Source organism: Novipirellula methanifontis (assembly GCF_052161655.1).
Classification (GTDB): domain Bacteria; phylum Planctomycetota; class Planctomycetia; order Pirellulales; family Pirellulaceae; genus Novipirellula.
Genome location: NZ_CP197418.1, coordinates 7,550,098 through 7,562,869, shown reverse-complemented (window position 1 = coordinate 7,562,869; position 12,772 = coordinate 7,550,098). Strand labels below are relative to the sequence as shown.

Below are 12,772 nucleotides of genomic sequence, written 5' to 3'. Positions count from 1 at the left end.
ACCAGTTTTTTCAGTTTTGCGAAGAATAACAATATGAAGAATGAAGCATCATCTGATCGACGAGAATTTTTGAAGAGGGCGGGAGTCGCCAGCGCGGGTGCCGTGGCTGCCGTTTCGGCGACTGAATTGCTGGCCGCAAGCGAAGGCGACGAGGTTGCTAAGTTTTCCCGATACATCGACAGCGAGTTCAAGTTTTCCTCGCGCAGTGGCGAATCGTTCACGGCAAAGCTGTCCGAAGCAACCGCGTCGTCCAATGAGCGAGTCCCAGGACATCGGCAAGCGTTTTCGTTGGTCTTTTCTGCACCAGGCATACACACATTGCCGCAGGACACCTACACCGTCAGTCATCCGCAGCTTGGCAAGATGGAATTGCTTGCCGTGCCGGTCGACGGGTTGGCGCGTGACACTCGATTGGAAGTGGTCTTCGCTTGACCAATCGGATCGATGCGCCGGCAGCGGATCGATCGCATGACAGACTCGGGGCACGACGGACACGCAAGTACGACAACGAAGTTAGCGAGATCAACAGTGAGCACCGAGAAAACAGTGGCTGATTCGAAAAAAGTGATACTGGCTGAATTTTCTCCGCATGTCGGCAGCACCTTCAACCTTCGGGTCACATCGGACGAATCCGTCGATGTGCAATTGGTGGAAGCCGGCGCAATCGGGTCCGTTCCGGGCCAATTTGCGCTGTTGTTCCATGATGCAAACGCTTCGGTTGCATCGCACTTGCCGCAGTCCATCTATTCATTCGCCCACGAAAAGCTTGGCGAATATGAGATCTTTGTTGTCCCGGTCGGCCCCGGCCCGGCGGGCGAGGGAGTTCTTTACGAGGCAGTTTTTGCTTAGACGATTCCACTCTTGTATTACTCATTGTTTGACCTTAGGAGCACACCCAATGTCTGAACCCTTTCTGGCGGAAGTCAAAATTTTCGGCTTCAACTTTGCCCCACGCGGCTGGGCCCAATGTGACGGCCAAATCTTGCCGATCAACCAAAACCAATCGCTCTACTCGTTGTTGGGTACCGTCTACGGCGGAGATGGACGTACCAGTTTTGGCCTTCCCGATCTGCGCGGGCGAACCTGTTTGCACGTGGACGCAAGCTATCCACAGGGGCAAAAGGGAGGCCAGGAGACGCACGTATTGACGGTCCCTGAAATACCCAGCCACGACCACCCGCTGCACGCCTACAGCGCCGACGCGACCGTAAATCCGAACCAGCCGGCAGGTAATTTGTGGGCGAAAGCGACCGCGTCGACTTATCACACGCTTTCCCCCACCAGCGCCAGTAAGTTGAGTGCCAACGCGGTTGGGAATGCAGGGAATAGCCAAGGCCATGAAAATATGGAGCCGTTCACGACGCTCAACTTCTGCATCGCGACTCAAGGCCTGTTCCCGTCACGCAACTAGACCGTGCGCCACACCACGACTTCAATACAAGGATTATTTTTATGTCAACACCTTACGTAGGCGAAATCAGAATGTTCGCCGGCAATTTTGCTCCGCGTGGCTTCGCATTTTGCGATGGTCAATTGTTGGCCGTTGCATCAAACGACGCCCTCTTCTCACTGCTGGGAACGATTTACGGTGGTGACGGGCGGACCACGTTTGGCCTTCCCGATCTTCGTGGACGCACCCCCATTCATCAGGGCACCGGACCAGGCCTGACGAATCGACGGATTGGTACCAAGGGTGGTTCCGAGAAGGTCACCGTTACGACGCCGCAGCTGCCCGCACACAAGCATGACTTGAAGGTCGAAAACGATGTCGCCAATGATGCGAATCCGGCGAACAATGTATTGGCGAATACGACTGCCAGGATCTACATCGATGAGTCGCCAGTTCCCATGGCGGGCGCTGGGATCGGTAATAGTAACGGCGGCGGACAGTCACATGAAAACATGATGCCTTTCCTGGCCATTCATTACATCATTGCCCTGACTGGCGTTTACCCATCCCGTACATAGTTCATCGCATTACCAAGCGATCGATTCCGGTGACGAATCATCGGTTTCATTTGACCTGGTAACCGACGAGCAAACCCATACGTACCCTCTCTGAAGAGTTAACTCATGTCTGAACCATTCGTTGCTGAAATCAAGATATTCGCGGGCAATTTCGCTCCACGCAGTCACGCGTTTTGCAATGGGCAATTGTTGCCGATTGCACAAAACACGGCTCTCTTTTCCTTGATCGGTACCACCTTCGGTGGTGACGGTCGGACAACGACGGCGCTGCCGAATCTACAAGGGCGAGCGCCGATCCATCCAGGACGAGGTCCCGGATTGACCAGTCGACGACTTGGTGAAAATGGAGGTGTCGCCACGGTCACGTTGACCGAGCAACAGACTCCCCCCCATAACCACGGTCTCTTTGGCACTAACGAGGACACCGACGAGGAAGGCGAAACGACCGCCAACGGTAACCTGACGGGCAAGCCCGATGCCAGCGACCGGATTTACAACAACACAGGCACTCAGGTGGCAATGGCAGCCGGGGCGATTCCAGCAGTGGGTGGCGGTCAGCCGCACAACAACTTGCAGCCTTACTTAGCGATGTACTACATCATCGCCCTGACAGGTGTCTACCCATCCCGGAGCTAGAGATCCGAATTCGGACTCCTACGACGACCCGACCGTCGTAGGAGGAATCGGTCGATCAACTCCGTGGCCGATCGGTATAGGACGTTTGCTTGAGTATCCAACATGTCAAAGATTGCACTGCGACCCATCACTGATGACGATCAGGAGTTTCTGTACTTGCTTTACGCAAGTACACGAGAGGAAGAACTCTCGATCGCGCCGTGGGATGACGCCCAAAAGGAAGAGTTCCTACGAATGCAATTCAAAGCCCAACACCTGCATTACCAGAAACATTATTCGGACGCAAAGTTCGACGTGATCGAAGTTAACGGAGAGCCGGGAGGCCGGTTGTATCTGCACAGACGCGATGACGAGCATCGAATCGTCGACATCGCCTTGCTGCCACCGTTTCGTGGCAAAGGAATTGGCAGACGGATTATGCGTCAGATCCTGGGCGAAGCCGACAAGCTCCACCTGCCGGTGCGGATTCACGTTGAACACAATAATCCTGCAAAACATCTCTATGACCGATTGGGATTCAAAAAGATCGACGACACAGGTGTCTATTTCCTGATGGAACACTTGCCATCCGCTAAGGTCTGTCTGTTTGAAGATGCAAACTCATCGGGTTCCGAAATCGACCCCTCGATCACATCCGATTGCCACAAAGCAATGGAAGGGAAAGGAATTCGCTCGCAATAACGTAAACTCCCACCGTGACGAATGCTTTTCAGCATTTATCCTCGACGCGATGGTTGTCTCAGTCCCACAAACGGAGGTTCTTTAACATGTCTCTGCCCACCGTAAATGATTCACCTCAAACAAATTCATCCAACCGCCGAGCATTTCTGCAAAAAGCTTCGCTGATGACCGCCGTGGCCGCTGGAATTGCCAGTGATCCAATACTTGCGGTTGCTGAAGATGCAGCGGTTGACGAAGCGAAGGTTACTTCGACCAATCAAGTCAAGAAGCTTGAGCTTAGTGTCAAACCGTCCGTCGTTTCCATAGGGGCGGTGCTCGTCCCACGGATTCACAACAGCTACGTCACGTTTCACGCCACGCAGTTCGGTGAAGACGGAAGCCCCAGTGTGGATGGCACCGCAGTAATCGCACTCGCCGTTTGTGTCCAGCGGAAGTTTCGCAGCAAAGGAGACGAAGCGACCGCCGAGCATTCGATCGATCTCGACTCACTGGAATTATGTGAAGCATACGAAGTGCTCGAGTCGACATGGGCTGCAAAATGGAACGATCTTCCGGGCGGGAATTCAGAGGGGGATGGCGACGTTCGCCATTTTATCTTTACCTTTCTAGGCTTCTGCCCAGGTGTCTGCACGGGAACGACGCATTTTGAATGCCTTGCCGCCGACGCCCAAGTTCATTTTTTCCAAGACGCCTCGTTCGAAGAAGTCCTGTTGTACATCGACTCACTGGAATCTGTGGCGTCTAGTTCGCCGAAGCAGGATCCCGAGTGACTTGTTCGATTGCCACATGGAAGCCGCTCGCATGTAGGCCGGTCCGCAGCGGAGCGGAGTTTCGGCATGGCAGCGGTGATGAATTTACCATCATTTTCGCGTCCACCCAGAGCCCGTAGACCCCGTCGCTTAGGACACCATCTCGGAGAGTCGCCGACTTGTCTTTCGCCGCCAAATAAATCCGTCTAGTACATAATGCGTGATCTGAGGGACGGCTAGCAACGGAACCAACGCGATGTCGATCCCCTCGATGTTGCCTAAAAAACCGAAAACACTCGAACCCCATAGCCACGTTCGCTCTTGCCACATCCCGCTGTCCCAGAGCAATTCTTCAGCGTACGCCAGCAACCACACCAGTCCCAAAAACTTTGCTACTCGCGTTGCAGCGGCTTGCTTTGGGTGAGCGTCAGTGTCATCCGTCTGCCGCCAACGGTACCAATAGACCAGCACCATATAGGGCACGCCGTGGATAATCACGTTGGTCACGGTGAACGCGTAATCGGAATTCAGAGTGATGATGCCGACATACCAACACAACGCGGTCGTCAGAACCACGATATCTTTTCCCGGCGAAAATTGGCCCTTCGCAAATCCACGGTAGCTCGAACGCACCGCGTACGCGATCAACGACAACCAATACAGCGGCGCAATCCAGGCAGCGATGTCTAGGGAAATCGTGGCGAAGTCACCCTCACGAAACCACCAAAATCGCCTGGGCAAATGCGTGTGCCAATACACCAGTGGATAAATTGTCGCCAAATAAATCGCACTGGCGTCGATCCACCAACCGATCCGGCTCGTTTCGCCACCGCGAGAACGATACAACGCCACCCAGCCATATTGTTGACGAATGAAGTGGAACACCGCCAAATATGCAAGCGCTCGCCAAAATCCGACCACGCTCTCGCTGTAAATCGCCCAGCTGATTCCGAACGCCAATAACGGCGTCAACCCGTAAAGCCACGGGCGACGACGCAGTTCAGCACGATCGAAATAGACTCGAAACCCCGTGGCATAGACATGAGCTACATCGATCAACAAGATCGCCACGATCCAGGTCCACTCGGGCGTGTCCGAATGCAACCAACCAAATGGAATGCCGATCGCTAACAGTGCAAACGCAATCACGGCACTGCCCAAGAACGTGAGCAAATCCACTCGTGGCGAAAAAAGCCATGGAATCGACCTTCGAGATGCGTTCTCAGACACCTTAATCATCACACTACAACATCGACTCGAAGGGATGTTTTCGTTTGGCCAGCACTTCTTCGGCAGCACGGATGCCGTGATAAAACGCTTCTTCCATCAACGCGACACCGCTCAAGTCTGTCCCCGCGAAATGCAAATTGCCGATCGGTTTCGCTGCGTTACGACGTGCATCACTGAACACAAAACCGGGACGTGGTTGGATCATGGCGTGCCCCCAACGCATGATGTCGATGCGAGTGATCAACGATACAATGTCGGGATGCGGTCGCGACAAGTCAGCAATCACAATCTCGGCCCAATCCGACCACGTCATACTGAGTAACTGCTGACGTGAAATTTTGCCTTCGTGCGCCGTCAGCGGATAGTACCACGTCAACACGGTTGCCCCGTGATCGAGCCCCGTTTGATGAGTCGACGTCACGTAGCCGAGCGATTTACTTTCGTAGATCACATTGTCCCAGCACATCGGCATCCCGTCCTCGTGAGGACGGTCACGCAGATGAATGTTCGCGACTATCCACGCCCCATAATGAAACGTTTCTGTCGATCGATCGGCGATGCGTTTAAAATCGCGGATCAAATACGGAGCCAAGAACTGAGGGGCGGCAAAGATGACATGCTCGGCATCAAAGCTAACGCTCTGGTCGGACTGGCTGTCCCAAGCGGTGATCTTCGTGGTATCTTTTTCTGATGAAGCGAGTTGGATGTCGCAAGCGGCGGTGGCGGAGCGCGATTGGTCTTGTACCTGATCTGCAAAATGTTTGACAAAACGACCGTTTCCCTCAGGCCATGTCATGACATCCTGAGACGAGGTGCATGTTACCTGTGCACGCGAAGCAAAATAAAAGATCCCTGCCCATGCACTGGTTTGATTCATCGTCAACCCATAGTCATCACGGCATGAATAACCGACGAGCCAACGCAATCGCGGCGAGGTAAAGCGGCGGTCGTCCATCCACTGCTGCATTGAAATCTGGTCCAGCGATCGAACGTCGTCGCCATTAGACGCGGTTGCGATCGGGATCGCGAACATGCGTTTGCCGTTATCATCGCGGCGGGCGATCCATGCATCAATCTCGGCTTGAAACTTTTCGAGTTGAACGAGATCGTCCGCTGACGCACCGGCAGCAGGATACAGTCCTTCGATCCATTGCCCATCGACAAACACGCGTTCTTCGGGATCGCGACACAAGAATTGTTCTGCGACTCGTGGTGAACCGTCCTCGGTCTTGCCCACCACCACATCCATCTCTTCCAGCAGCGTCACCAACGCCCGGTTCTCCTTCATCGGTGCGGGCACATAATGGGCGCCCCAAGGAAACTCAAACGGCGCGGATTGTCCACTACGTGAGGTTCCGCCAACGACTTTTTCGATTTCGAGCAGGCGAAAATTCTCGAGTCCTGCTTTCTTTAATCGCCACGCAGCCGAAAGCCCTGCGATTCCGCCCCCTACGATCACGACGTCGGCATGCTCGCTGTCGCTCGGATTAAAACTTGGCCTCAGTCCGTCGCGAATACGGTGTCCGACTGAGAAATCGGGACTCAATAACTCGCCTTTCGGCGGCAGCGATTGCCGCGAGCACCCAACGGTTCCTGCGGCCCAGGATCCGAGCAACACGGACATCAGCTCGCGACGGCTTAACATCGGTGTCGAATCGCTCACTCGCTGCGACTCCATTCTTGGTCGTAATAGCGCACGAGCACTTGGTTATTTAGTCGGTTGAGCTCTGTTTCCATTGGCCGGATGTCGGACGGTAATTCAAACATTGATTTCAGTTGTGTTGGATTCAAAAACCGAAGCACTCCGACCTTATCCGACAACTCGATCGGAGCTCCGCTGGACGGTGTCTTCGTAGCATACGCGAATCCCCAAACACCAAACGAGGGCACCGATGCACAATAGGGAATCGCGTCAAACCCCGATTCCTTCAGCGTGTTCAGGACACACCAATAGGAATTCGGTGCGACAAGCGGCGAGGTGCACTGGATACTGATGCGTGCCGAATCGGTCAAATGTTGCTTTAGCATTTGAAAGAAACGAGTGGTGTACAACTTTCCCACCGAATAGCCGCTGGGGTCGGGAAAGTCGATCACGGCAACATCAAAATGTTTTTCAGTGTCGCGGACCCAAATGAATGCATCTTGATTGACCACCGTGACCCGAGGATCGAGCAAAGATCGCTCGTTCAAATCCACCATCAAACCAAATGTTTGAGCCAGGTGGGTGATTTCGGGATCAATATCGACCAGCGTCACGGATTCGACCGACGGGTATTTTAAAATCTCGCGAACCGCCAATCCATCGCCGCCGCCAAGCACAAGCACATGCTTTGGATCCGCCGCCGCAGACATCACGGGGTGCACGAGCGCTTCGTGATATCGGTACTCGTCGGCCGAATTGAACTGCAAATGCCCGTTCAAATGCAGCTGAAAACCTTGTTGGTTCTGCGTGACCACAATGCGTTGATAGGGAGTTTGCTTGGCGTAGACAATCGGATGGGACAACATCCTTTCTTCGGCAATCGTGGTTAACGAATCCGCTTTGATGAAACCGACGACCAGCATGCCGATCACCAAGATGGCTCGTCCACGCAGCCCCCCCAGTCCTTTGTCACTCAGGATCGGTCGCAGCAAAAACGTTCCCCACAAACCGACCAAGGCGTTCAGGATGCCAAACAGCAATGAGGTTCGCACCAAGCCTAATTGAGGCACCAGCAGGATCGGGAACAACAGCGATGCGAGTAACGCACCGATGTAATCAAACGTCAAAACGCGAGAGACCAAATCACTGAAATCGAGATGTTCTTTCAAAATCCGCATCAATAACGGCAGCTCGAGCCCGACCAAGGTTCCGATCAGCAGCACGAGGCCAAATAGCGAGACTTGAAACCACTCGATCCAGGCAAACGCGACAAACAAAAACGGAGCCGATAATCCGCCCACCAGCGCGAGTGCCAGCTCGACTTCGATAAACGTTTTCGCCAGTTTTTCTTCGATGTACTGCGACAGCCAAGAACCGACACCGAGTGCCGACAAATAGACGCCAATCACCAATGAAAATTGTGTGACTGAATCACCGAGCAGGTAGCTGGCCAGCGTCCCGGCAAGCAATTCGTAGATCAGCCCACACGTCGCGATGACGAGAACGTTCAGATACAGCAAAGCGAGCGGAGCACGATTCATCGACGTTGTTTAACCCAGAATCGCCGCTGCAATGATTACCGAAATTCCCAACACAATCGCGCCGACAATGATCGCGAGCGCTTGGTTGTGGTCCTCTTCGATTTCTTTGACGATCGAAAAAGGAGTCAACTTTTCCATGATCCACAAAGACGCGAACAGAACCAGAATCCCGACGACCGCAAACAGGATCGCGGCGACCAGGTGAACTCCCAACAAGTCCATCGAACTCTCGGCCGCTTGCGCGGTTATCAACAACAACGAATGCATACTCATTTGAATTCCCAACACTATTTTCCGCCTCCCCAAGAACCACCGTACGATCGACCATAACCGCCGCCGGACACTCGCCCGGCTGCAAACCCATCCACAAATCCCAGGTTGGGCGCCTGCCAACCTTTAGCCGCCGCAACGGAATACCACGCGCAAACGCTCATCCCAAAACAGAGGTAGATGATGAGCAGTATTTTTTTCATAACAAATTCTCTTTAACTATCGAACCGATTTCACCTAGTTTTGTGAGCCGACGGCGCTAGCCGCGGGCCTAGGTTTTTTATTGCGACAGGCCCGCGGCTAGCGCCGTTGGCTCAGGTCGCTTTGCTTAATCGCCACTGGCATAGGGGTTATAGTCACTTTCGGCCCAACGTTGACGTTCAAAGTTGTGGGCATAAAAGTGGAACGCAATAATCGGCATCGAAACAAACAACATCGCATAAAACGTCATCCATCCATCGGCACGCATGAAAAACGCAAGTTGGACCAAAAGGATCAGACCAAGGAAACCGCCCCATGACAAATAGAACTCTTTGCCTAATTTCGGACCGGGTTGCATCGGTCCCACACCCCAGGCACGCGAGACGCCGCTGATCCCAAACGCCGCTTCGATTTGCTCAGGATACAAGTAAGTTCCTTGCGAGACGTTTCGCTCCTCCGATGATTTCGTTTTCGATTCTTCGATCGACAACATCTTGGGTGGTGCAATGTAGTCCGCGGTTTGCACGGAGTCACCGACCGTCACTCGCCAATAAAACTCGCCCACCACGTACCGCACATAGGCAACTCCGCGATCGTAAACACGAAACGAATCGCCATTGTAAGTCACTTGGCTGCCAAACGTGCTGCCCATGAACGACACGGGCTCGACGAACGACCAATGCTTTTGGTTTTCCACCAACCAGCGAAAACCGAGTTCATGATTGTGCAAAAGGTACTCGGTCCACGGGTACGTTTTGCCTTCATAGAGTGCGAAGCGTTCCATGATTCCAATCACAGTGTATTTGTCGCCAAAGAAGACGCCTTCGCTGCCGATCGGAACGACCGGATAGATCTCTTTGACCTTTAGCGTTTGCAAATAAGCGAGTTTTCCATGATTGGCATCGAGCAGTGAATGACAATTCGGGCACGTCACGCGTTCGGTTTCATCGGGCGTCCGCAGCAACAACGTTCCACCGCAATTCGGACAGTTTAACTGTAGCGCCGCGACCGGCAATTTTTCGCTCTCGGGATCCGCACCACTGGTGTCGACGCCCAAGTCCGCCAACAAGATTTCTTTGCCGATAAACACGTTTGTTTGCTCGCCATACTCAAGCGTCGCAAACGTGCCCTCGACGCCCTGCAAGTCGACGAATTTGTGTTCCGCACCGGGATGAACCGCCCAAGGAATTTCACCCTCGGCAGCCGCCACCGTGGCAATCCCTTTCTCTCGCACTGAAAACTGGCTGCGTCCCAATTCCACTTGGGTGTCGAGAGTCACCGAGTCGTATTCAGGCAGTTTAATTTTGCTGGTTATTTGACGCTCGAACATCAAATAGAACTTGCCTTGTGCCTCGGTCAGCCAGCCCCACTTTTCGCCCGGGAACACCAAATACCATTCGTCCCAGATGCCACCAGCCGGGTGCGAATAACGGACGCGTCCTGAAATGTAGAACCCGCGTTTATTGAACGTGCCTGATAAACCGAGTCGTAGTCCCGAGTTGGTTTCGCCGACATCCGCGACTTTGCCGAAATCAGCAACCTCCTTGTCCCCTCGCGCCACGGCGGTTTGGCAAAAGTCACAAATCGTGACCAGAGACGAACCGGTCTTGAATTCGACCGGGCCACCACACGACGGACATGCTGCACTGCGATGCTTCATCCCTGCTCTCGCTGTACGTTTTGAGTTGTGACATCGCTTGGATCGGCAGTATTGATTTGATCAACGGCACGGTTTTGATCAGTAGCGTGGGTGCCTCGCACGACTTTTCGCACGACCACCTCGCTGGCACCCAGACGCGACTCCAGTTGTTGTTGCCAAGACCACGCCGGGCGATCACTGCAGCAATACAGATTGAAGGTCGCCAAGCGATGCTCGGGATAGGTGTGGCAAGCGAGATGCGATTCACTGAGCATATACATCGCCGTGACTCCGCCGTGACCTGGGAAAACATGCTGTTGCGGCTGGCCGACGACTCGCAACCCCAGTTCCGTGATCACGTCGAGGCAAATCCCGCTGACGATCTCCAAATCTTGCAACGCCGACGCACTGCATCCGTAGGCATCCACGATCCACTCGGTCCCCACACGTGCCGACACGGCAAGCGGGGAATCGACAATCGGAATGGGAGGCACGTCGCGTGCTGCGGTGTTCATGTTGCGAATCAGTGTTTGATGTCGTTTGTTTTAGCGGTAGGACTCGAGCCCTTCGATCTATTTTGAACGTTTTTACTCGCTGCGTCCGGACGGCTTGCGGCCTGTTGATTTAGTGAGCCGTGACGCGTGAGCGGCCGGGGCTTAAAACTTACCCGGTGCCTTACGGCCCACGGCTCAAAATCGCAGTACCCGGTGCCTTACGGCCCACGGCTCACAACCGCGTCACCCGGTGCCTTACGGCCCACGGCTCACAAAATGGGAAGCTAGGCTGGCGGCGGAGGTGGTGGGGTTGCGGCGGTAAAAAGGCTTGCTAATTGCGGTACCGCTGATGCGGCGGCCCAGCCTTGCATACCTGCGGTCCAAACGATGGTATCCGCCTTGACTTCACCACTACTGACACCGGCAGCCATCTGTTGTAACGAAAACGGGCCTCGTGTTTCTCCGTTCACGGCGATATGCCACGCGCCGGCTGGGGGTGGAGGCGGTGGTGCACCGCCGGACGCCGGTGCTGCCGCGCCGCCGCCGCCCATCTGCGGCATCATACGGCTGGCCATGGCAAAGCCCATTCCGAGCCCCATCCCTTCGGCGGCTCCCCCGCCGCCAGGGTTTTCCGCAGCGGCTGTCATCGCTTGCCCCATCTGGTACTGCTGGAAACGATCCATATCACCGATCACGCCCATGCTGGTGCGCGTGTCGAGTGCTTTTTCGACCGCTTCGGGCAGCGAGATATTGACGACAATCAACTGCGGACAATCCAGTCCATACTCATCATCAATCTGCTCTACCACCGACGCTTTGACGGCAGCAGCAATTTCTTGATAACGCGAAGCCAGATCCAACGCCGGGATATTTAATTTTCCGATCACGTCGGAAAACGAGGACGTGATCATCGAACGCAGTAGCCCGGTGACTTCATCCGACTGAAAATCGCCATCAGTACCAACGATTTCGCGAAGCAGTGCTTTGGGCTCGATCGCTTTGAGTGCGTATGTGCCAAACGCCCGAATGCGAATCGGCCCGAACTCGGGGTCCCGCAGCATGATCGGGTTCGGAGTGCCCCATTTCAGATCGGTGATCTGTCGCGTGCTAACAAAATAGACTTCCGCTTTGAACGGGCTTTCGAATCCGTACTTCCAACTGGCCAACGTCGTCATGATCGGCATATTTTGAGTGGTTAACTCATAATGCCCTGGCTGATACAGATCGGCGATCTCTCCATCGTGCACCAGCACCGCGACTTGTCCAGGACGGACGATCAAATGAGCGCCGTTTTTAATTTCATTGTTGTAGCGTGGGAACCGCCAAACCAAGGTGTGGTTGGAATCATCGATCCATTCGATGATGTCGATTAGTTCGCCACGAAGTTTGTCAAAGAGTCCCATGTGCCTGCCGTTTATCGATCGAGATTGGAAGAAGAGCGGAGATGGAAAAGGGGTATGCAGCGTGCCACGCGGCGATTCGTCTGTCTACGGTTTGCCCCCGTTTCGATTCGCTACGCCTCACGCGGTTTGATTCTAGCGGGCTGCTTGTGATCAGCATACCACGAACGCTCGCCAAACATGCGATGCATCGCCCATGGATTCCCAGGCATAAGAAAAATTGCGTGGGGGCGCGAAGAAAGTCAATTTTCTTGAGTTGCCTGAATGTGGGGTGGAATGCAAGCTCCTGATGGGCAGTGGCGGACGAACTCTTGGCAATGC

At 54.2% G+C, this 12,772-nt stretch carries 15 protein-coding genes; 7 read left to right on the top strand and 8 right to left on the bottom strand.

From position 1 onward, the window contains the following. The first annotated feature begins 33 nt into the window (after nt 1-33). The 7 genes from SH528x_RS27070 (at nt 34) to SH528x_RS27040 (ending at nt 4,055) form a co-directional block, all read left to right on the top strand. A complete protein-coding gene (locus SH528x_RS27070; RefSeq protein WP_442506564.1) occupies nt 34-432 on the top strand; it encodes a DUF6916 family protein in 399 nt (132 codons plus the stop codon). Between the two features lie 96 nt (nt 433-528). Then, nucleotides 529-849 (top strand): DUF6916 family protein, encoded by a 321-nt coding sequence (locus SH528x_RS27065; RefSeq protein ID WP_442506563.1) that lies wholly within the window; start codon nt 529-531, stop codon nt 847-849. A 49-nt stretch (nt 850-898) separates the two neighbouring features. Then, nucleotides 899-1,411 carry a phage tail protein gene (locus SH528x_RS27060; RefSeq protein WP_442506562.1) on the top strand — a complete coding sequence of 171 codons (513 nt, stop codon included), beginning with the start codon at nt 899-901 and terminating at the stop codon, nt 1,409-1,411. Between the two features lie 41 nt (nt 1,412-1,452). Beyond that, nucleotides 1,453-1,968, top strand: coding sequence for a phage tail protein (locus tag SH528x_RS27055; RefSeq protein WP_442506561.1), 516 nt, complete (start codon nt 1,453-1,455; stop codon nt 1,966-1,968). Nucleotides 1,969-2,073: 105 nt separating this feature from the next. Then, complete coding sequence (locus tag SH528x_RS27050) at nt 2,074-2,604, top strand: phage tail protein (RefSeq protein WP_442506560.1); 531 nt, start codon at nt 2,074-2,076, stop codon at nt 2,602-2,604. 102 nt (nt 2,605-2,706) lie between these two features. Then, nucleotides 2,707-3,285: a GNAT family N-acetyltransferase gene (locus tag SH528x_RS27045; RefSeq protein ID WP_442506559.1), complete on the top strand. Its 579-nt coding sequence runs from the start codon at nt 2,707-2,709 to the stop codon at nt 3,283-3,285. Between the two features lie 86 nt (nt 3,286-3,371). Continuing rightward, nucleotides 3,372-4,055, top strand: a complete 684-nt coding sequence (locus SH528x_RS27040) for a hypothetical protein (protein WP_442506558.1) — start codon at nt 3,372-3,374, stop codon at nt 4,053-4,055. A 129-nt stretch (nt 4,056-4,184) separates the two neighbouring features. Here the strand turns inward: SH528x_RS27040 and SH528x_RS27035 are convergent, their stop codons facing one another. The 8 genes from SH528x_RS27035 to SH528x_RS27000 form a co-directional block, all read right to left on the bottom strand. Further along, complete coding sequence (locus tag SH528x_RS27035) at nt 4,185-5,273, bottom strand: hypothetical protein (protein WP_442506557.1); 1,089 nt, start codon at nt 5,271-5,273, stop codon at nt 4,185-4,187. A 4-nt stretch (nt 5,274-5,277) separates the two neighbouring features. Further along, entirely contained in the window at nt 5,278-6,927 is a 1,650-nt protein-coding gene (locus SH528x_RS27030) for an FAD-dependent oxidoreductase (protein WP_442506556.1), read from the bottom strand. Further along, the gene (locus SH528x_RS27025) at nt 6,924-8,447 is read right to left on the bottom strand and encodes a polyamine aminopropyltransferase (RefSeq protein WP_442506555.1); all 1,524 of its coding nucleotides are present in this window, start codon (nt 8,445-8,447) and stop codon (nt 6,924-6,926) included. Before SH528x_RS27025 ends, SH528x_RS27030 begins: the two co-directional genes overlap by 4 nt. A 9-nt stretch (nt 8,448-8,456) precedes the next feature. Beyond that, a complete protein-coding gene (locus SH528x_RS27020; protein ID WP_442506554.1) occupies nt 8,457-8,720 on the bottom strand; it encodes a DUF350 domain-containing protein in 264 nt (87 codons plus the stop codon). 14 nt (nt 8,721-8,734) lie between these two features. After that, a complete protein-coding gene (locus tag SH528x_RS27015; protein ID WP_442506553.1) occupies nt 8,735-8,920 on the bottom strand; it encodes a hypothetical protein in 186 nt (61 codons plus the stop codon). Nucleotides 8,921-9,045: 125 nt separating this feature from the next. Further along, complete coding sequence (locus tag SH528x_RS27010) at nt 9,046-10,578, bottom strand: DUF4178 domain-containing protein (RefSeq protein ID WP_442506552.1); 1,533 nt, start codon at nt 10,576-10,578, stop codon at nt 9,046-9,048. Next, nucleotides 10,575-11,072, bottom strand: coding sequence for an S-adenosylmethionine decarboxylase family protein (locus SH528x_RS27005; protein ID WP_442506551.1), 498 nt, complete (start codon nt 11,070-11,072; stop codon nt 10,575-10,577). Before SH528x_RS27005 ends, SH528x_RS27010 begins: the two co-directional genes overlap by 4 nt. 263 nt (nt 11,073-11,335) lie before the next feature. Then, nucleotides 11,336-12,454, bottom strand: coding sequence for an SPFH domain-containing protein (locus SH528x_RS27000; RefSeq protein ID WP_442506550.1), 1,119 nt, complete (start codon nt 12,452-12,454; stop codon nt 11,336-11,338). Nucleotides 12,455-12,772 lie beyond the last annotated feature (318 nt).